General features: G+C 73.4%; 16 protein-coding genes. 4 read left to right on the forward strand and 12 right to left on the reverse strand.

The window, feature by feature from the left end; genetic code table 11:
* The first annotated feature begins 32 nt into the window (after positions 1-32).
* Complete coding sequence (locus tag SVTN_RS15515; protein WP_041129634.1) at positions 33-530, forward strand: MarR family winged helix-turn-helix transcriptional regulator; 498 nt, start codon at positions 33-35, stop codon at positions 528-530.
* On the opposite strand, the gene SVTN_RS15520 is transcribed toward SVTN_RS15515, so the two are convergent.
* The 5 genes from SVTN_RS15520 to SVTN_RS15540 all read right to left on the reverse strand — a co-directional run bounded on the left by SVTN_RS15520 (position 489) and on the right by SVTN_RS15540 (position 5,568).
* Positions 489-1,259: a LuxR C-terminal-related transcriptional regulator gene (locus SVTN_RS15520; protein WP_041133921.1), complete on the reverse strand. Its 771-nt coding sequence runs from the start codon at positions 1,257-1,259 to the stop codon at positions 489-491. The genes SVTN_RS15515 and SVTN_RS15520 overlap by 42 nt on opposite strands.
* A 253-nt stretch (positions 1,260-1,512) precedes the next feature.
* Positions 1,513-2,661, reverse strand: coding sequence for a galactokinase (gene galK, locus SVTN_RS15525; protein ID WP_041129635.1), 1,149 nt, complete (start codon positions 2,659-2,661; stop codon positions 1,513-1,515).
* Positions 2,658-3,644, reverse strand: coding sequence for a UDP-glucose 4-epimerase GalE (galE, locus tag SVTN_RS15530; RefSeq protein WP_041129636.1), 987 nt, complete (start codon positions 3,642-3,644; stop codon positions 2,658-2,660). The genes galK and galE overlap by 4 nt, the downstream gene beginning before the upstream one ends.
* Complete coding sequence (galT, locus tag SVTN_RS15535) at positions 3,641-4,684, reverse strand: galactose-1-phosphate uridylyltransferase (RefSeq protein ID WP_041129637.1); 1,044 nt, start codon at positions 4,682-4,684, stop codon at positions 3,641-3,643. The genes galE and galT overlap by 4 nt, the downstream gene beginning before the upstream one ends.
* Positions 4,685-4,884: 200 nt before the next feature.
* A complete protein-coding gene (locus SVTN_RS15540) occupies positions 4,885-5,568 on the reverse strand; it encodes a helix-turn-helix transcriptional regulator (RefSeq protein WP_041133922.1) in 684 nt (227 codons plus the stop codon).
* Positions 5,569-5,788: 220 nt separating this feature from the next.
* Between SVTN_RS15540 and SVTN_RS15545 the strand changes: the two genes are divergently transcribed.
* A complete protein-coding gene (locus tag SVTN_RS15545) occupies positions 5,789-6,235 on the forward strand; it encodes a hypothetical protein (protein ID WP_041129638.1) in 447 nt (148 codons plus the stop codon).
* 83 nt (positions 6,236-6,318) lie between these two features.
* Here SVTN_RS15545 and SVTN_RS15550 read toward each other — a convergent pair whose 3' ends face one another.
* The 4 genes from SVTN_RS15550 to SVTN_RS15565 form a co-directional block, all read right to left on the reverse strand.
* Positions 6,319-8,142, reverse strand: coding sequence for an outer membrane protein assembly factor BamB family protein (locus SVTN_RS15550; protein WP_041129639.1), 1,824 nt, complete (start codon positions 8,140-8,142; stop codon positions 6,319-6,321).
* 13 nt (positions 8,143-8,155) lie between these two features.
* Positions 8,156-10,021, reverse strand: a complete 1,866-nt coding sequence (locus tag SVTN_RS15555; RefSeq protein ID WP_041129640.1) for an outer membrane protein assembly factor BamB family protein — start codon at positions 10,019-10,021, stop codon at positions 8,156-8,158.
* A gap of 138 nt (positions 10,022-10,159) precedes the next feature.
* Positions 10,160-11,965, reverse strand: a complete 1,806-nt coding sequence (locus SVTN_RS15560; RefSeq protein WP_041129641.1) for an ABC-F family ATP-binding cassette domain-containing protein — start codon at positions 11,963-11,965, stop codon at positions 10,160-10,162.
* Between the two features lie 193 nt (positions 11,966-12,158).
* Positions 12,159-13,448 (reverse strand): acyltransferase family protein, encoded by a 1,290-nt coding sequence (locus SVTN_RS15565; RefSeq protein ID WP_041129642.1) that lies wholly within the window; start codon positions 13,446-13,448, stop codon positions 12,159-12,161.
* A gap of 295 nt (positions 13,449-13,743) precedes the next feature.
* On the opposite strand from SVTN_RS15565, the gene SVTN_RS15570 reads away from it, so the two are divergent.
* Positions 13,744-14,718: an SMP-30/gluconolactonase/LRE family protein gene (locus SVTN_RS15570; protein WP_041129643.1), complete on the forward strand. Its 975-nt coding sequence runs from the start codon at positions 13,744-13,746 to the stop codon at positions 14,716-14,718.
* Between the two features lie 148 nt (positions 14,719-14,866).
* Positions 14,867-15,838: a hypothetical protein gene (locus SVTN_RS15575; protein WP_041129644.1), complete on the forward strand. Its 972-nt coding sequence runs from the start codon at positions 14,867-14,869 to the stop codon at positions 15,836-15,838.
* On the opposite strand, the gene SVTN_RS15580 is transcribed toward SVTN_RS15575, so the two are convergent.
* From SVTN_RS15580 to SVTN_RS15590, 3 genes are all read right to left on the reverse strand, one after another.
* Positions 15,835-16,779 (reverse strand): 4-(cytidine 5'-diphospho)-2-C-methyl-D-erythritol kinase, encoded by a 945-nt coding sequence (locus tag SVTN_RS15580; RefSeq protein ID WP_052499132.1) that lies wholly within the window; start codon positions 16,777-16,779, stop codon positions 15,835-15,837. The genes SVTN_RS15575 and SVTN_RS15580 overlap by 4 nt on opposite strands.
* Positions 16,776-17,660, reverse strand: coding sequence for a 16S rRNA (adenine(1518)-N(6)/adenine(1519)-N(6))-dimethyltransferase RsmA (gene rsmA, locus SVTN_RS15585; protein ID WP_041129645.1), 885 nt, complete (start codon positions 17,658-17,660; stop codon positions 16,776-16,778). Before rsmA ends, SVTN_RS15580 begins: the two co-directional genes overlap by 4 nt.
* 132 nt (positions 17,661-17,792) lie before the next feature.
* Entirely contained in the window at positions 17,793-19,082 is a 1,290-nt protein-coding gene (locus tag SVTN_RS15590; RefSeq protein WP_041129646.1) for a resuscitation-promoting factor, read from the reverse strand.
* Positions 19,083-19,098 lie beyond the last annotated feature (16 nt).

A 19,098-nucleotide genomic window follows, 5' to 3' on the forward strand; every position in this document is an offset into this window, starting at 1 on the left:
TTTATGTCAACAGACCCTCTACACTGATCGACATGGAGGACGAGGTCGACCGACTGGTCGCAGCATGGCGCCGCGAGCGCCCCGACCTCGACGTGGAACCGCTCGAGGTGCTCAGCCGTGTCTCGCGGCTCGCCCGCCACCTCGACCGCGCCCGTCGACTCGCCTTCTCCGAGCACCAGCTGGAGCCCTGGGAGTTCGACGTCCTCACCTCGCTGCGCCGCGCCGGAGCCCCGTACCAGCTCTCCCCCGGCCAGCTCCTCACCCAGACCCTGGTCACCTCGGGCACCATGACCAACCGCATCGACCGGCTCACCAAGAAGGGCCTCGTCGAGCGGCTCCCCGATCCCAGCGACCGGCGCGGGGTCCTGGTCCGGCTCACCCCCGAGGGCCGCGACCGCGCCGACGAGGCGCTCGCCGGACTCCTCGCCCAGGAGCGCGCGATCCTGGCCCAGCTCTCCGGCGCCCAGCGCGGCGAACTGGCCTCGCTGCTACGCCGGCTGACCGCCCCGTTCGACAACATCCCCGGGTAGCACCGGCTCCGCGGGGCCCACGCCCGCCCGGCGGGCCAGCGCCACCGCCGCGAGCGTCGAGTGCACGCCCAGCTTCCCGAGCACGTTCTGCATGTGCGTACGGACGGTGTGCGGGGAGAGGAAGAGGCGCTCGGCGACCGCCTTGCGCCCCAGGCCCGCGACCATGCAGCGCAGCACCTCCCGCTCGCGCGGGGTCAGCGACTCCACGAGCCGCTCGCTGTCCGTCCGGTGCTTGCGGGCCGCCGTCAGCTCCCGCAGGACCCCGGTGAGCAGCGCGGGCGGCAGATGCGTCTCGTCCCGCAGCACGCCCCGTACGACGGCGAGGAGCCGCTGCAGCGAGCAGTCCTTCGCGACCCAGCCGGAGGCCCCGGCCTGGAGTGCGAGCGCGGCCCGACGCGGGTCGTCCTTCTCCGCGAGGACGACCGTACGGAGCGCGGGCTGCAGCCGTCGTACGCCCGTGACCAGCGAGATCCCGTCCACGGAGCCCTCCCCGTCCTCGGGCACCGCGCGCGCCATGGCCGGCCCGGCGGGCCCCGCGCCCAGCTCGGCGTCGACGAGCAGCACGTCGAACCTGCGGCCCTCCGCCGCGCCGCGCTCCAGGCAGCGCAGGGCCGCCGGGCCGCTGCCGGCGGCGGCGACGTCGACATCGGGCTCCGCCGCGAGGGCGGCGGCCAGCGATTCGGCGAAGATGCGGTGGTCGTCCACCACCAGGACGCGGATGCGTGCCACGGACACTCCCAAGTGTCGAGGAACGGACCGACGCGGGTACGGCGCCGGAGGCGGGTCCGCCGGACGCACGGCCGCCGCCGTGCGTTGACTGCTACCCCGCTTCTGGCGCCGTACCCGACGGGTCTCGCCCCCTGAACAGCACCGGCCCCCACCGGCGCTGCCCAACAGAGTAGGGGCGGGGCGCCACGGCGGGGGCCGATTCGCGGAACTGTCCGAAGTCGTGGGAACGCGAGCGGTGGTCCGGGAGGGTCGTTCAGAGGCGGCGCGCGCCCGCCGCCGGGACCACCGGGAAGATCCCGGGGGCCGTGTACCCGGCCTCGGCGAAGGCCTTCCCGACGGCGGCGGACACCGCCTCCGCCCGCTCGGCGTCGACGAGGACGACGGCCGAGCCGCCGAAGCCGCCGCCGGTCATCCGGGCGCCGAGCGCCCCCGCCGCGTTCGCCGCCTCGACGACCAGGTCCAGCTCGGGGCAGGAGACCCGCAGATCGTCCCGGAGGGAGGCGTGGCCCTCGGTGAGGACCGGGCCGACGGCCCGGGTGGCGCCGGCGTCGAGCAGCGCGATGGTCCGCTCGACCCGGGCGTTGTCGGAGACGACGTGCCGCACGTACCGCAGAATCGTCTCGTCGTTCAAACGTGCGAGCGCTTCGGGCGGATGCGCGGCGCTCACTTCGCGCAGGGTGGTGACGCCGAGCGCCCGCGCACCCGCTTCACACCCGGCGCGCCGCTCGGCGTACGCGCCGTCCCCGAGCGCGTGCTTCACGCGGGTGTCGACGACGAGCAGCTGGAGCCCCTCGCGCGCCAGGTCGAAGGGGACCTGACGGTACGAGAGGTCCCGGGTGTCCAGATGGAGCGCGTGGCCCTCCTCCGCGCAGGCGGAGGCCATCTGGTCCATGACGCCGCAGGGCACGCCGACGAAGGCGTTCTCGGCGCGCTGGGCGAGCCGGGCGAGCTCGGGACGGGAGAGCCCGAGCCCGAACAGGTCGTTCAGTGCGAGCGCGGTGACGACCTCCAGGGACGCCGAGGAGGAGAGCCCGGCGCCGGTCGGAACGGTCGAGGCGAGGTGGACGTCGGCCCCGGCGACCGGGTGACCGGCCTCCCGCAGCGCCCAGACGACCCCGGCCGGGTAGGCCGCCCAGCCGCCGCCGGAGAGCGGCTCCAGGGCGTCGACCTCCAACTGGACGATCCCGCCGTCGACATCGGCGGAGTGCAGGCGCAGGACGCCGTCCTCGCGGCGGGAGACGGCGGCGACGGTGGTGTGCGGCAGCGCGAGCGGCAGCACGAAGCCGTCGTTGAAGTCGGTGTACTCCCCGATGAGGTTGACCCGCCCGGGGGCGGCCCAGAGGCCGTCGGGCGCGGCGCCGTACAGCGCCTCGAAGTCGGCGGCGACACTCGTCGACGTCATGGCCGCGGTCCTTCCTGCTGTCGGGCGAACGCCCAGGCGTCGGCGACGACATCGGCCAGGTCCGGGCGGGACGGCGTCCAGCCGAGCCGCTCGCGGGCGGCCTCGGCGGAGGCGACCAGGACGGCCGGGTCGCCGGGACGGCGCTCGGCGGTGGTCTCCGGGATCGGGTGGCCGGTGACCTTGCGCACGGTCTCGACGACCTCGCGGACGGAGAAGCCGTTGCCGTTGCCGAGGTTGCAGACCAGGTGCTCGCCGGCCGGCACGGCGCCGTCGGTCATCGCGTCGAGGGCCAGGAGGTGGGCCTCGGCGAGGTCGGCGACGTGGATGTAGTCGCGGACGCAGGTGCCGTCCGGGGTCGGGTAGTCCTCGCCGTACACGGAGATCGCCTCGCGCCGGCCGAGGGCGACCTGCAGGACGAGCGGGATCAGGTGGGACTCGGGCTCGTGCCGCTCGCCGAGCGCGCCGTACGCCCCGGCGACGTTGAAGTAGCGCAGCGAGACGGCGGCCAGGCCGTGGGCGGCGCACTCCCCGCCGATCATGTGGTCGACGGCCAGCTTGCTCGCCCCGTACGGGCTGGTGGGCGCGGTCGGCGCGGTCTCGGTGATCGGCACGGTCTCCGGCTCGCCGTAGGTGGCGGCGGTGGACGAGAAGACCAGCCTGCGGACCCCGGCGGCGCGCATGGCGGCGAGCAGGGCCATGGTGCCGCCGACGTTGTTCTCCCAGTACTTCTCGGGCTTGGCGACCGATTCGCCGACCTGGGAGCAGGCGGCGAAGTGCAGGACGCCGTCGTAGGAGCCGTCGAGCCACCGCGCGGCGTCCTGGATGCGGCCCTCGACGAACTCAGCGCCCTCGGGGACGGCTTCGGCGAAGCCGGTGGAGAGGTCGTCGAGGACGGTGACCCGGTGGCCCCGCTCCAGGAGGTGGGCGGCGACCACGCTGCCCACGTACCCGGCCCCTCCCGTCACCAGATACTTCCGCGTCATGCGCTTGCCACCTCTCGGAGTCGTCGGGCCGCGTCCTCGGGCCGGATGTCGTTCATGAAAGCGCCCATGCCGGACTCGGTGCCCGCGAGGAACTTCAGCTTGCCAGAGGCCCGTCGGACGGTGAAAAGCTCCAGGTGCAGTCCGAAGTCCTCGCGCCGCTCGTCCGTGAAGGGCGCCTGGTGCCAGGCGGCGATGTAGGGCGTCGGCGGCTCGTCCGGGCCGAAGATCCGGTCGAAGCGCCTCAAGAGTTCCAGGTAGACCTGTGCGAACTCTGTGCGGGCCGCCTCGTCGAGGGCGAGCAGGTCGGGCACCCGGTTCTTGGGGTGGAGGTGGACCTCGTACGGCCAGTGGGCGGCGTACGGCACGAAGGCGATCCAGTGCTCGGTCTCCAGGACCACCCGCTCGGCGTCGGCCTTCTCGCGGGCGACGACGTCGTCGAAGAGGTTCCGTCCGGTCGCCGCCCGGTGCTCGTCGGCGCGGCGGCGCATGGCGGCCGTGCGGGGCGTGACGTACGGGAAGGCGTAGATCTGGCCGTGCGCGTGGGGCAGCGTGACGCCGATCTCCCGGCCGCGGTTCTCGAAGCAGTAGACCTGCTCGACTCCGGGCAGGGCGGAGAGCGCGGCGGTGCGGTCGGTCCAGGCGTCGAGGACGAGCCGGGCCCGCTCCTCGGTGAGGTCGGCGAAGGAGTCCGTGTGGTCGTCGGTGAAGCAGACGACCTCGCAGCGGCCGACGCCGCCGGAGAGGGAGGGGAAGCGGTTCTCGAAGACCACCACCTCGTACTCCTCCTCGGGGATCTCGCTCTCGCGGCCGTCCCGGGCGGGGCAGAGCGGGCAGGCGTCGGCCGGCGGGAGGTAGGTGCGGGCCTGCCGGTGCGAGGCGACGGCGACGTCGTCGCCGGTGAGCTCGTCGTACCGGATCTCGGAGCGGGAGACGACGGGGGTGAGGGGGCGGGGGTCGACGGCGGTGCGGACGGCGTCGTCGCGCGTGTCGTAGTAGATCAGCTCGCGCCCGTCGGCGAGCGTGGTGACGGTCTTCTTCACGGGGTGCCTCCGGGCGGATCAAACAGAACCACGCATAAAGAATCACATTCAAACATCGCAGTCAATGGTGAAGCCGGGCCCCGCACCCGGGGCCCGGCTTCACCACCACCTCAGGCCGTCGCTTCGGCCGTCGCCTCAGGCCGTCACCTCAGGCCGTCACCTCAGGCCGTCGACTCAGGCCGTCACCTCAGGCCGTCACCTCAGAAGGAGCCGCGCTGCCCCGGCACCGCCCGGTCGAGCAGCCCCGTACGGGCCGCCAGGGCCGCCGCCTCAAGGCGCGAACCGACCCCCAGCTTCATCAGCACCCGCTGCACGTGCGTCCGCGCCGTGCTCGGCGCGATCCCCATGCCCGCCGCGATCAGCCGGGTGTCCTCGCCCTCCGCGACCCGCACCAGGACCTCCACCTCCCGCTGCGTGAGCAGCCGGAGCAGCCGCTGCGCCTCGTCGTCCGGCTGCGCCGAAGGGTGCAGCAGCTCCGCGAAGGCCCCCTGGAGCAGCTGCGGCGCCACCGCCGCCTCCCCCGCCCGCGCCTTCACCAGGGCGCGCTCGACGCCCTCGATGCGCTCGTCGTGGCGGACGTACCCCGAGGCCCCGGCCGCGAACGCCGCCGCGATCCCCCGCGGCGAGGGCACCGGGCCGAGCACCACGACGGCCACCTGCGGCCGCTCCCGCTTGATCCGTACGACCGGGTCGAAGGTCCCCGGCGCGTCCGGCGCCGCCGTGCCGAGGAGGCAGACCTCCGGCGCCCGGCCCACCACCAGCTCCGCGGCCCCCGCCACCGGCGCGGCCGCCGCGAGCACCCGGTGCCCGCGCAGCTTCAGCGCCGAGGCGAGTGCCTCCGCGAGCAGGCGGTGGTCGTCCACCACCACGAGGCGTACGCCCATCCCGGTCATCCCCCCTACCTCCTGGCCGGCCGGATGTCCCGGCGGCCTGAAACCGGCAAACTACACGTTCCTCCACCCCGTATCACCCCCATCGCGGGCCGGGGACACCCGGGGGACGCCCGGCGGCAAGTCCCCCCGACCCGCTTCCACCTGGTGATCCGTCAGAACCGGTCGCCGGTCGGTCTGTCATGATCGACGCACAGTCGAAGAGGGGAAACAGATGACCGTCCGCCGTCGCTCCATCGCCCTGGCCACCGCCGCGGCAGCCCTGATGATCCCGGCCGCGGCCGGCACCTCGCACGCCGCCGTCCCCAAGAGCGAGGTGTACCTGACCACGCCCTTCTCCAAGGTCGTCGCCGGATGGCAGTGGCGGAACGACCGCCTGGACCCGGTCATGATGTCCGTCCAGGACACCAACGCCGACGGCTACGCGGTCAGCATCCGGCTCATCACGGAGTCCGCGGGCGAGGGCCGCCACAAGTGGACCACCCACATGGTCACGAGCGGCGCCGGAACGGGCCTCAACCTCACGACCTACGCGGTCACCAACGGCACCCCGCTGCGCGCCTGGGTCGAGACCTGCAAGTGGAAGGGCGGCTCCCCGGCCGACTGCCGCATCTCCAGGATCACGACCAACCCGATCGACGACTCCTCCGTCTCGGGCTGACACCTCGGGCTGACCACCCACACACGCGCGTGGGCCCCTCCGGTGATCCGGAGGGGCCCACGCGCGCGTTGTCGTACCGGCCGTCAGTGCCCGGCCGAGAAGGAGACCAGCAGGTACTCCTTGATGTCGTTGGTCGAGCTCGACTCCCGGGGCTTGCTGACCATGGTCTCCGAGATGAAGAACCGGCCGTCCCGGTAGAGGAGTTCGGCGCCGTTGAGGCTGAAGCTGGTCTCGGCGTTGTGGATCGTCTTGTCCGCCGGGTTCTCCAGGAGCAGCGTCTCCTTCATCGTGCCGCCGTCGACCGAGACGATCCGGCCGCCCTTGTCGTAGGGGGGCTCCTTGTAGACGATGAGGTTGCCGCCGTCCATCCGCAGCGGGACGGAGGTGAACCCGTCGCCGGCGTCGGCCTTCTCCGGCACCGTGCGCCCGGTGGCCAGGTCGAAGGCGATGATCTCGTTGGTCTCGCTGCCGTACTCGCCGGTGCTGCCCTCGTGCTCCTCGGTCGGCACGTAGAGACGGCCGTTGCCGACGAGCGCCTGCGAGCAGGCCTCGACCTTGGTCGAACGGCAGCGGGCCGCGTACTGGTCCGCGTCCGCCGTGATCTTCGCCTTCAGCTTCCCGGTCTTCTCGTCGATGGAGAAGAAGTCCGAGATGCCGCTGCCGTCGCCGGCGGTCTCGCCGACGTCGGCCGCGACGACCAGCGGCTTGGTGGAGACGACCGAGGCGTACTTCACGCCGGGCGGCATCTTGTACTGCGAGAGCGGGGCGCCCGTGGTCGGGTTGAGGTTCTGGATCAGCACGTTCGGGTTGTCGTACGAGCCGCACTTGCGGACCGCGACGAGGCCCTCGCCGCCGCCGTAACCCAGGTCGTAGCAGTTCTGGTCGTTGGGCTGCGGCTTCCAGCGCGGGTTGCCGTTGGCGAGGTCGAAGGCGGCGCCGCCGTCGGTGCCGCCGGCCGCGACGGTCGCCCCGCTGAGCGTGACCTCGCTGAACCGGACCTTCTGGTCGCCGGCGGAGCCGCCGGTGACCGAGGTGGACCACAGCAGCTTGCCGGTGTTCAGGTCGACCACGCCGACCTCGGTGCAGTTCTGGTAGAAGCGGGGCGCCACGCGCTTGGCGGCCTCGAAGAGGATCGCCGCCTTGTTGTCGGCGGTGACGTGCCGCGAGGCGCCGCAGACCTGGCCGGTCAGCGGCAGCGTCCACAGGACGGTGGGCTTGTCCAGGTCGTAGGCGACGAGCGAGTTCACGCCCGGCTTCACGAACGCCTTGTCGGTGAGCCAGGAGCCGGAGACGTCGGTGAGGTCCGCGACCTTCGGCTCCGCGACCGTGTAGGCCATCTTCGCCTTGGTGTCCGCCGGGACCTTCTCCTTGCCGCCACCGCCGAGCCCGTTGCCGCCGGTGGCCCCGCCACCGCCGGTGCCCTGCGAGGTGCCGCCCGAGCCCTTGGCCTCGTTGCCGCCGTCACCGCCGCCGGAGTTGGCGTACCAGATGCCGACGCCGATGATCAGGACGACGGCGACGACCGCCGCGATGACGATCTGCAGCTGCGCCGACAGCTTCTTGCCGCCGCCGGGTGCCGGGGGCGGGGCGGGCTGGGCGTAGCCGCCGTACTGCGGCTGCTGAGGCTGCGTCGGGTAGCCGTACGGGGGCTGGACCGGCTGCTGCTGCGGGTAGCCGCCGTACTGCGGGGGCTGTTGGGGCTGCTGCGGCTGCTGGGGCGCGGTGGGGTACCCGTACGGCTGCTGAGGCGGCTGCTGCGGGTAGCCGTAGCCCGGCTCCGGCTGGGCCGGCGGCTGCTGCGGATAGCCGTAACCGGGCTCCGGCTGCTGCTGCGGGGGCGTCGGCGCGCCGAAGCCGCCCTGCGGGTCCGGGGGTTGGTTCGGCGGGGGCGGGGGTGGCTGCGTCATCGGTCCGTGTACCTCACTTGCTGAAGGCCATCATGGTCTTGACCTGCATCTCGTCCTTGTCGTTGGACGCCGACACACGTCCGGCCGCCACCACGAAGGTGCCGCTGCCGTAGGCGAAGCCCGGGTCGTAGAAGTCGCTCTCGACATCGGCGGTCGAGGCCGGGTGCTGGAGCAGGATCTTCGGCGCGCCGCCGGTCGGGGCGAGGGTGGCGACGGCGCCGCCCTTGTCGTACGACGGGGCGACGTGCAGCAGGACCTGCCCGCCCTCCATGCGCAGCGGCGTCATCGACTGCTCGCCGGGGGCCTTGGAGCGCCACTTGGCCTTGCCGGTCTTCAGGTCGAAGGCGATGACCTCGTTGGCCGTGCCGTAGCTGGTCTCGGTGGCCATGTAGAAGGTGTTCGCGTCGGCCGCGACACCGGTGCAGCCCTGGAGGTTGCGGCCGAAGATGACCAGGCCGCCTCCGCACGAGGGCGCGAACTTGTCGTTGCCGCCCTGGATCTGCGAGCGGAGCTTGCCGTTCGCGTCGAGCGCGAAGATGGACCACTTCTTCTGCTCGCGCTGGGTGGCCGAGACGACCAGCGGGTCGACCGAGTAGACCTTGTCGACCTCCCAGTTCGCCTCCAGCTGGAAGGTGAACTTCGGCTTGCCCGTGTTGGGGTCGACCTGGCCGATCGCCTGGAGCTTCTTCGTCGTGCTGCCCGAGGGGCAGTCCATGGCGGCGATCAGCTTGCTGCCGCCGGCGTAGGCGAAGGGCTTGCAGCCGCTGTCGGGGCTCTTGAAGAGCTGGTGGCCGTCGGCGAGCGAGAAGCCGTACGCGCTGCTGGAGCCGGCCGCGGTGACCGTGTTGCCGCTGATGGCCAGGGTGTTGTCGGAGAAGGCGAAGAAGCCCGTGGGCTTCGGGACGGCCTTCTTCCAGCCGGGCTTGCCGGTCTTGAGGTCGATCTTCTGGAGCTGGGTGCACTTGGCGCCGTCCTTGGCGCTCTCGGCGTACCCGAAGACCATGGAGCCGTCGGCGGCGGGCTCCGGCGGGACCGCGCACAGCTCGAACGGCAGGTCGACGTGCCACTTGGACTTGCCGTCGCTCAGGCCGTAGCCGTCGACGCCCTTGTACATCGCCTTGACGACGGTGTCGCCGACGATCCACGGGCCGAAGACGTCGGAGCCGTTGCGGGGCAGGTCGACGTTGTTCTTGAGCAGCCAGTTGACCTTCGCCTCGCCGGCCTGGCGGCCCGCGTTGAGGTCGTCCTCGCCCTTGCCGCCGTCGCCCGAACCGTCGCCCTGGTCCACCGACTCGGTGGGCTTCGGGGCGGCGGTGGAGGTGGCCGTGGCGGTCGGCTTGGCGACCGGGTCCTCGTCGTCGCCCCCGCCGACGACGGCCCAGGTCGTGACGGCGGCGACCAGGACGGCCGCGGCGGCCACGCCGGCGACCACACCGGTGCGGCCCTTGAACGGACCGCCGCCGCCGGGCGCCGGCGGCGGGGTGGGGGCGCCCTGGTACATCGGCTGGGTGGGGTAGCCGCCGTAGGGATTCTGCTGCTGACCGTACGGACCGGGCTGACCCGGCTGGCCCTGCTGCGGGTAGCCGTAGGGCGGCTGTGCCGGCTGCCCGTAGGGACCGGGCTGGCCGTACGGACCGGGCTGCGGCGCCTGCCCCGGCTGCTGCGGGTAGCCGTAACCGGGCTGCGGCGCCTGCCCGTACGGGCCGGGCGCGGCAGGCGGCGGGGACTGCGGCGCGGGCGGGGTCTGCGGTGCCTGCGGCGGGACCGGCGGCGCCTGCGGCGGCACGGGCGGCGTGGCCGGACCCTGGTTCGGGGCCTGGTTCGGGTCCTGGGGGGCTCCGAAGCCCCCCGGCGGCTGGTTGCTGGGCGGCTGGGTCATCAGCGGTTCCCCCTTGACGTGAACGGGCTTTCTTTCTACCACTCACGGCATGGCGCAAAAGCGACCGGTCCGCCCCTTGTACCCAAGGGAGGACCGGCCTGTGATGCCCTCGTTATGCGTCGCGGACGCGAAGTGCGGCTACGCGTCCTCGGCCAGCTCCAGCCAACGCATCTCCAATTCCTCCCGCTCCCCCGCGAGTTCCCGGAGCTCCGCGTCGAGCTTCGCCACCTTCTCGAAATCGGTGGCGTTGTCGGCGATCTGCGCGTGCAGCTTCGCCTCCTTGTCGGAGAGCTTGTCGAGCTGCCGCTCGACCTTCTGCAGCTCCTTCTTGGCGGCGCGGGCGTCGGCGGCGGAAACGCCGGACTTCTGCTGCGCGGGCGCGGCGGCGGGCGTCGGGAGGGACGCCTCGATCATCTTCTGCCGCCGCTCCAGGTACTCCTCGATGCCGCGCGGCAGCATCCGCAGGGTCTTGTCGCCGAGCAGCGCGAACGTCCGGTCCGTGGTGCGCTCGATGAAGAACCGGTCGTGGGAGATGACGACCATGGAGCCCGGCCAGCCGTCGAGGAGGTCCTCCAGCTGGGTCAGGGTCTCGATGTCGAGGTCGTTGGTGGGCTCGTCGAGGAAGAGGACGTTCGGCTCGTCCATCAGCAGCCGGAGCAGCTGGAGGCGGCGCCGCTCGCCACCGGACAGGTCACCGACGGGAGTCCACTGCTTCTCCTTCGAGAACCCGAACTGCTCGCACAGCTGCCCGGCGGTCATCTCGCGGCCCTTGCCGAGGTCGACCCGGTCGCGGATCTGCTGCACGGCCTCCAGGACGCGCAGCGTGGCGGGGAGCTCGGTGACGTCCTGGGAGAGGTAGGCGAGCCGGACGGTCTTGCCGACGACGATCTTCCCGGCGGCGGGCTGCTTCTCGCCCTGGCTGACGGCCGCCTCGGCGAGCGCCCGCAGGAGTGAGGTCTTGCCCGCGCCGTTGACGCCGACGAGGCCGATGCGGTCGCCGGGCCCGAGCTGCCAGGTGAGGTGCTTGAGCAGCTCCTTGGGGCCGGCGGTGATGCTCACGTCCTCCAGGTCGAAGACCGTCTTGCCGAGGCGGGCGTTGGCGAACTTCATCAGCTCGCTGGTGTCGCGCGGCGGCGGCACGTCGGCGATCAGCTCGTTCGCGGCCTCGATGCGGTAGCGCGGCTTGGAGGTACGGGCGGGGGCGCCGCGCCGCAGCCAGGCCAGCTCCTTGCGCATCAGGTTCTGCCGCTTGGCCTCCTCCGTGGCGGCGATCCGCTCGCGCTCGGCGCGGGCGAAGACGTAGTCGGAGTAGCCGCCCTCGTACTCGTGCACGTCACCGCGCTGCACGTCCCACATGCGGGTGCAGACCTGGTCGAGGAACCAGCGGTCGTGGGTGACGCAGACGAGCGCCGAGCGGCGGTTCTGGAGGTGGCCGGCGAGCCAGGCGATGCCCTCGACGTCGAGGTGGTTGGTGGGCTCGTCGAGGACGATCAGGTCCTGCTCCTCGATGAGGAGCTTCGCGAGCGCGATGCGCCGCCGCTCGCCACCGGAGAGCGGCCCGATGATCGTGTCGAGGCCCTTCTCGAACCCCGGCAGGTCGAGCCCGCCGAAGAGCCCCGTGAGCACGTCGCGGATCTTCGCGCTGCCCGCCCACTCGTGGTCGGCCATGACGCCGATGACCTCGTGCCGGATGGTGGCCTTCGGGTCGAGGGAGTCGTGCTGCGTGAGCACCCCGAGCCGCAGCCCGCCGCTGTGGGTGACGCGGCCGGTGTCGGCCTCCTCCAGCTTGGCGAGCATCCGGATGAGGGTGGTCTTGCCGTCGCCGTTGCGCCCGACGACCCCGATCCGGTCCCCTTCGGAGACGCCGAGCGAGACCCCGTCGAGCAGGGCACGGGTGCCGTACACCTTGCTGACGTTCTCGACATTGACCAGGTTGACGGCCACGTTGACTCCTGTACGGGGTGATCGATCGACGTCCAGGGTACGTGGGCCGGGGCCGTGGCCGGGGCGCCAGGACGCAGGACCTGGGCCGCCGACGTCGCAGCGACGCGCGACCCGGTCACCAAGACGTACACCTGCACCGGCGTCCACCGGGACCGGCTGGGGCTCGCTGTGCCCTTCCCCATCGACATCGACCTCACCGAGATCGACGAGATGTGGGCCGCTCCACCAGGAGCCAGCCCGCCAGCGTCATCGCCACCGCCGCCGGGGCGGTGACGCGGACCGCGACCAGGGTCGCCGTGTGGCCCTCCAGAAGGCCGCCGAGGCCGGTCATCGACAGGCCGAGGACCCCGAACAGGGCCAGCGTGACGCCCAAGGCGGCCAGTGGCGCGGAGCCGCCCTCGCGGCGGGCCGGGGCCGGGGCCTCGAAGCGGCGGAAGACGGACACCAGGAGCGCCGTGAGGAGTGCCGCCGCAGCGAACCGGAGCGGGACCTGCGCCCACCAGGCGGCCGAGGCCGGGGGCGGGAGTTCCACGCCGAGGCCGAGCAGTGCCCCGTACACTCCGAGCATGGCCGTCAGGTGCCACAGGAACGCCGTCATCGCGATCCCGTTCGCGGCGACCACCGTCCGCCACACCCCGGCGCGGGCCACGAACCGCGCCCCCGGGCCCTTCAGGAGCTCGACCGCGCCGACCAGCCACAGGCCGTGGCAGAGCAGGGCGAGGGTCGGCGGCGCCATGTTCGACACCTTCTCCCCCGGCATGCCGACCATCGACAGCGGGTACGGCCCGAGGGCGACCAGCGCGGTCGCTCCGAGAAGGCCCGCGCCGGCGAGCAGGGCCGGGCGGCGGATCATGCCGTCGGCGCGGAGGAAGCCGAGCTGGTGGACCGCGAGCCACACGAACGCGAAGTTCAGGAACTCCACGAAGGGCACGTCCGCCGCGAACCGCAGCACGTCCACCACGACCGCCCCGCCGACGAGCGCGCCGAACGCGCCCCAGCCCCACCGCTCGTGCAGCCGCAGCAGCGGCGGCGTGAAGGCCACCATCGCGAGGTAGATCCCGATGAACCACAGCGGCTGGGTGACGAGCCGCAGCGCGACCCCGGTGAGCCCTCCGTCCGCGCCGGACAGCTGGAGCACGAGCGCGGCCGCGCCCCACACCCCGACGAACACCATCGTCGGCCGCAGCAGCCGCTGGAGCCGGGCCCGCAGGAAGGCCGCATACTGCGGGCGCGAGCGGTGGGCGAGGGCGTGCGAGAAGCCGCCGACGAAGAAGAACACCGGCATCACCTGGAACACCCAGGTCACCACCTGGAGCCCCGGCACGACGGCGAGCAGGTTCCCGACCTGCCCGTCGGCGGTGACGGCCGCCATCAGCCAGTGCCCGAGCACGACGACGGCGAGCGAGGCGACCCGGAGCAGGTCGACGTACCGGTCGCGCGAGGCCGGGGTGGCCTCGGCGAGTTCACGCGCGCTGATTCCCATGGAGGTACGGTCCCGTGGCCGCCCGGCGGGGCGACAGGGCGCGCGTACTCAACCGGCGCCTGAGTACGGGCGGCGGCCCCGCCCCTCGCGCCGGGCGAGCGAGGCGCCCCGGTGGGCGGCCGCGGCGGAGGCCCCGGGCGAAGGCGACCGGAAGGGGTCGGGGGCCGTGCGGACCAACCGGGGTCATCGCGTCGGCCACGCGGGCGACGGCCGGGCGAGGCTGCCCCGTACCGGGGCGGCGGGTCGCCATGGTCGTCCCATGTCACCGACTCCCGAGACTCCCGAGGAGAGGCCCATGCGTCGCGTCCCCCGCCTGGCCGCCGTGGCCGCCGCCACCGCCGCCCTCACCGTGCTCGCCGCAGGACCCGCGTCGGCCGTCGACCCGACCGTCACGGACCCGCGCATCGTCGCCCACTTCGACTTCGCCGCCGGGGAGACCCCGGAGAACATCGCCCTCGCGCCCGACGGCTCCGCCTACCTGACCTTCGCCTACGCCCACAAGGTGGTGCGGGTCGGCAAGGACGGGTCCGGGCCGACGGACGTCGCGACCTTCCCCACGGTGGTCGACCCGCCGGCGGCCCTCGTCACGGGCATCGCCCGCGCCCACGACGGCACCCTGTACGTCAACTACGCCACCGGCACCGCCGACGAGAACGGCATCTGGCGCATCCGCCCCGACGGCAGCGCGCCCCAGCGGATCGTGAAGGTGCCGATGAGCGGCTTCCCCAACGGTCTCGCCCTCGACGAGAAGTGCAACACCCTGTACGCCGCCGACTCGGCACGCGGCCGCGTGTGGAGCGCACCGGTGCCCGCAGGGGACGAAGAGGTGGCGGCGACGGTCTGGGCCGACGACGCGGCCCTCCGACCGACCGAGAAGCTCCCCTTCGGCGCCAACGGCCTGAAGATCCACGACGGCGCCGTCTGGGTGTCCAACACCGCCCACGGGACCCTGCTCCGCATCCCGATCGGGAAGGACGGGACCGCGGGCCCGATCCGGACCCGGGCGACCGGGCTCACCGGGATCGACGACTTCGCCTTCACCGGCCACGGCGACACGGTCCTCGCCGCGCTGATCCAGGCCGACAAGCTGGAGCTCGTCCGTCCCGACGGCACCCACAAGACCGTCCTCACCGGCACGGACGGCCTCGACGGCCCGACCTCCGTGGCGGTCCGCGCCAAGACCGTCTACGTCCCCAGCGCGGCCTACTTCGACACCGTGAACCCGGACCCGAACCTCCTCCTGGCCCGGATCTCCAGGAACAAGCTCTGACCGGCCTCATACGACGCCCCCGGGGCCGTGCGGCCCAACCGGGCTCATCGCGTCGGCCACGCGGGCGACGGCCGGGCGAGGCTGCCCCCTGCCGGGGGCGGCGGGTCGCCATGGTCGTCCCATGTCACCGACTCCCGAGGAGAGGCCCATGCGCCGCATTCCCCGCCTGGCCGCCGCCACCGCGGCCGCCGCCGCCCTCACCGTGCTCGCCGGCGGCCCCGCGTCGGCCGTCGACCCGACCGTCACGGACCCGCACATCGTCGCCCACTTCGACTTCGCCGCCGGCGAGACGCCGGAGAACATCGCCCTCGAACCCGACGGCTCCGCCGACATCACCCTCGCCTTCGCGCACAAGGTCGTCCGCGTCGCCAAGGACGGCACCAAGACGCCCGTCGCCGAGCTCCCCACGGTGGCGAACCCGCAGACGCCGAACCTCGGCGCCGCCCTCGCCCTCGGCATCGCCCGCGCCCACGACGGCACCCTGTACGTCGCCTACGCCACCGGCACCGCCGAGACCGGCATCTGGCGCATCGCCCCCGGCGGCGGCGCGCCGCGGCAGATCGCCCAGCTGCCCGCCGACGCGTTCCCCAACGGCATCGCCCTCGACGAGCACTGCGACACCCTCTACGCCGCCGATTCGAACCGCGGCGAGGTGTGGAGCATCCCGCTGGACGGCGGAGACCCCTTCGTCTGGGCCTCGGGGCCGGAGCTCGCGCCGTCCCCGCAGCTCCCCTTCGGCGCCAACGGCCTCAAGCTCCACGACGGCGCCGTCTGGGTGTCCAACACGGCCCAGAGCACCCTGCTCCGCATCCCGTTCGAGGAGGACCGGAGCGCGGGTCCCATCGAGACCCGGGCCACCGGGCTCACCGGGATCGACGACTTCACCTTCGCCGGCCACGACGACACGGTCCTCGCCGCACTGAACACGGTCAACAAGCTGGAGCTCGTACGCCCCGACGGCACCCACAAGACCGTCCTCACCGAGGCAGACGGGCTCGACAACCCGACCTCCGCGGCCGTACGCGCCAAGACCCTCTACGTGAACAGCGCGGCCTTCTTCGACACCGTGGCCCCGGACCCGAACCTCCTCCTGGCCCGGATCTCCAGGAACAAGCTCTAGAGGACCGTCGCGCCCGGCGCCGGAGACGTCGTCGGGCGGGCCGCACGGCAGGTGCCGGAGGCGGTGAGGGCGGCGGCTACCGTGGCCGCCGCCTCCGCGTCCTTCACCAGGAACGCCGTCGTCGGGCCCGAGCCCGAGACCAGCGCCGCGAGCGCGCCCGCCTCCGTGCCGACCGTCAGGGTCTCGGCGAGCGACGGGCGCAGGGAGAGCGCCGGAGCCTGGAGGTCGTTGGCGAGGGTGGCGGCGAGAGCGGTGGTGTCGCCGGTCGCCAGGGCCTCCAGGAGCGCCGGGGAGGCGGCCGGCTCGGGGACGTCCACGCCCTCCGCGAGGCGGTCGAACTCGCCGTACACCGCCGGCGTCGAAAGACCGCCGTCGGCGACGGCGAACACCCAGTGGAAGGTGCCCCCGACCGGCAGCTCCGTCAGCTTCTCGCCGCGCCCGGTGCCGAGCGCCGCCCCGCCGACGAGGCTGAACGGCACGTCGGAGCCGAGTTCGGCGCAGATCTCCAGGAGCGTCTCGCGCGGGCTGTCCAGGCCCCAGAGCGCGTCGCAGGCGAGCAGCGCGCCCGCGCCGTCCGCGCTGCCGCCGGCCATGCCGCCGGCGACCGGGATGTCCTTCTTGATGTGCAGGTGCACGTCGGGGGAGATGCCGTGCCGGGCGGCGAGCAGTTCGGCGGCGCGCGCGGCCAGGTTGCTGCGGTCCAGCGGCACCTTGTCGGCGTCCGGACCCTCGCAGGTGACGGTCAGCTCGGCGGCGGGGGTGGCGGTGACCTCGTCGTACAGGGAGACGGCGAGGAACACGTTGGCCAGGTCGTGGAAGCCGTCGGGGCGGGCGGCGCCGACCGCGAGCTGGACGTTGACCTTCGCCGGGACGCGTACGGTCACGCCGGGCGCGGCGGCCGACGCGGACCGGGCGCCCCGGGACTCCGTACCGCCGCTCATGCCTTCGCCTCCGGCTTGTTCTCCGCGATCCGTGCGAACTCCTCGACCGTCAGCGACTCGCCCCGCGCCTGCGGCGAGATCCCGGCCTTCACCAGGGCCTCCTCCGCCGCCGCGGGCGAGCCCGCCCAGGTCGCCAGGGCGGCGCGCAGGGTCTTGCGGCGCTGCGCGAAGGCCGCGTCGACGACCGCGAAGACCTCCTGCCGGGTGGCGGTGGTCGGCAGCGGTTCGGTGCGGCGGACGAGGGAGACGAGGCCGGAGTCGACGTTCGGCGCGGGCCAGAACACGTTGCGGCCGATGGCGCCGGCGCGCTTGACCTCGGCGTACCAGTTGGCCTTGACGGAGGGGACCCCGTACACCTTGTTGCCGGGCTTCGCGGCGAGCCGGTCGGCGACCTCGGCCTGGACCATGACGAGGGTCCGCTCGATGGTCGGGAACCGCTCCAGCATGTGGAGCAGGACGGGCACGGCCACGTTGTACGGCAGGTTCGCGACGAGCGCGGTGGGCGGCGGGCCCGGGAGCTCCTCGACGTGCATCGCGTCGGAGTGGACGAGCGCGAAGCGGTCCTTCTTCTGCGGCATGCGGGCGGCGATCGTCGACGGCAGCGCGGCGGCGAGGACGTCGTCGATCTCGACGGCCGTCACGCGGTCGGCGGCCTCCAGGAGGGCCAGGGTGAGGGAGCCGAGTCCGGGACCCACCTCCACGACCACGTCGTCGGGCCGCACCTCGGCCGTGCGGACGATCCGCCGGACGGTGTTGGCGTCGATGACGAAGTTCTGGCCCTTCTGCTTCGTGGGGCGCACGCCGAGGGCGGCGGCCAGCTCACGGATGTCGGCGGGGCCGAGGAGGGCGTCGGGGCTTTCGGGGCCGGTGGTGGTGCTCACCGGTACAGCGTACGGGGCGCGGGTGGGGCCGACCTACGGCTCACCGGTACGGGCCCGCCCTGCCCGGCCCACGGCCCACGGCCCACGGCCCACGGGTACGGGTACGGGTACGGGTACGGGTACGGGCGGCGGCTACCCGTGGGTGAGCCGGCGCCCGCAGTGGGGCCAGGGGCTCGCCCCCCGCTGCACGTACAGCTTCTTCGCGCGGAAGGTCTGTTCGGCGGCGGGCGCGTTCTGGGCGGTGCCGGTGCCGCCGAGGGCGTGCCAGGTGCCGGGGTCGAACTGGTAGAGCCCGCCGTACGTCCCCGAGGGGTCGACCGCGTTCGGGCGGCCGCCGGACTCGCAGGCGGCGAGGGCGCCCCAGTCGAGGCCGTCGGCGCCGGCGACGGAGGTGGGCAGCGGCCGGGTGCCGATCCGCACCTTGCGGCTGACGGGCTCGCGGACGATCTCCTCGCCGGTCCTACGGGGCCGCTGCCTGACGCCGTTGACCGTGCGCAGGCTGTACGTGACGCGGCGGACGCCCGGGACGCCCTGCCGTTCGACGGCCTCGGTGCCCGCGAAGAGCTCGGGGTCGCGGACCTGCTCGACGGCGTACGGGACGGACTCCTCCCGCACCTGCTTGGAGCCGGTGATGCGGAGCACGTTCACGGTCTGGCCGTCGCGGGGGAAGGAGTCGGCCGGGACGGAGGTGGTGTCCTGGCCGGAGAGGGTGATCCCGGCCTCGGTGAGGGCTTCCCGGACGGTGGCGGCGTTCGTGCGGATGGTCCGTTCGCGCCCGTCGGCCAGGAAGGTGACGGCCCGCTCGGTGCGGACGTCGAGGGCGAGGCCCTGGCGGGAGATGGTGGCGCCGCGGGAGGCCGAGAGGTAGGCGCCCTCGGCACGGACCCCGAGCTGGCGCAGGGCGCCCTCGACGGTCCCGGCGGTCGTCCAGACCTGGCGGCGCTGCCCGTCGAGGGTGAGGGAGACCGGCCGGCCGTAGCGGACGACGATCTCGTCGCCGCTGGCCAGGGCCTCGCCGGGGCCGGGGGCGACGATGTCGTGGTCGCCGACGGCGACGCCCTCGTCGGCGAGGAGCTCCCGCACGTCGTCGGCGAAGGTGTGGAGGGTGCGGGGGACGCCGTCGACGGTGAGCTCGACGGCCTTGTCGTCGGCGACGAAGGCGCTGGTGCCGCCGGCGAGGAAGGCGACGACGAGGGCCTGCGGAACGAGTTTCCGCAGGCCCTCGCCCGTGCCGCCGGAGGCCTTGCGGCGGCGGGCGGCCCGGCGGGCCCCGGCGCGGGAGCCCTGCCCGGGCACGACGGCGGGGGCGGGCAGGAGGCCCGGCACGACGAGGGGCGCCGTCTGCGTCGGCTGCTCGTGGACGGGCAGGGTCGCGCCCGCGCCCCGCCGTCCGACTCGGTGACTGCCCTGGGAAGTGCTCACGAGGCCGGGACACTAG

The sequence above is a fragment of the Streptomyces vietnamensis genome, from assembly GCF_000830005.1.
Lineage (GTDB): Bacteria > Actinomycetota > Actinomycetes > Streptomycetales > Streptomycetaceae > Streptomyces > Streptomyces vietnamensis.

What these genes read in the sequence shown, in the direction of transcription:
- SVTN_RS15540 (WP_041133922.1), bottom strand. Translation starts at nt 5,568, where the DNA reads ATGGGCGTACGCCTCGTGGTGGTGGACGACCACCGCCTGCTCGCGGAG.
- SVTN_RS15515 (WP_041129634.1), top strand. Translation starts at nt 33, where the DNA reads ATGGAGGACGAGGTCGACCGACTGGTCGCAGCATGGCGCCGCGAGCGC.
- SVTN_RS15575 (WP_041129644.1), top strand. Translation starts at nt 14,867, where the DNA reads ATGCGCCGCATTCCCCGCCTGGCCGCCGCCACCGCGGCCGCCGCCGCC.
- SVTN_RS15555 (WP_041129640.1), bottom strand. Translation starts at nt 10,021, where the DNA reads ATGACCCAGCCGCCCAGCAACCAGCCGCCGGGGGGCTTCGGAGCCCCC.
- SVTN_RS15545 (WP_041129638.1), top strand. Translation starts at nt 5,789, where the DNA reads ATGACCGTCCGCCGTCGCTCCATCGCCCTGGCCACCGCCGCGGCAGCC.
- galK (WP_041129635.1), bottom strand. Translation starts at nt 2,661, where the DNA reads ATGACGTCGACGAGTGTCGCCGCCGACTTCGAGGCGCTGTACGGCGCC.
- SVTN_RS15580 (WP_052499132.1), bottom strand. Translation starts at nt 16,779, where the DNA reads ATGAGCGGCGGTACGGAGTCCCGGGGCGCCCGGTCCGCGTCGGCCGCC.
- SVTN_RS15565 (WP_041129642.1), bottom strand. Translation starts at nt 13,448, where the DNA reads ATGGGAATCAGCGCGCGTGAACTCGCCGAGGCCACCCCGGCCTCGCGC.
- galE (WP_041129636.1), bottom strand. Translation starts at nt 3,644, where the DNA reads ATGACGCGGAAGTATCTGGTGACGGGAGGGGCCGGGTACGTGGGCAGC.
- SVTN_RS15550 (WP_041129639.1), bottom strand. Translation starts at nt 8,142, where the DNA reads ATGACGCAGCCACCCCCGCCCCCGCCGAACCAACCCCCGGACCCGCAG.
- SVTN_RS15570 (WP_041129643.1), top strand. Translation starts at nt 13,744, where the DNA reads ATGCGTCGCGTCCCCCGCCTGGCCGCCGTGGCCGCCGCCACCGCCGCC.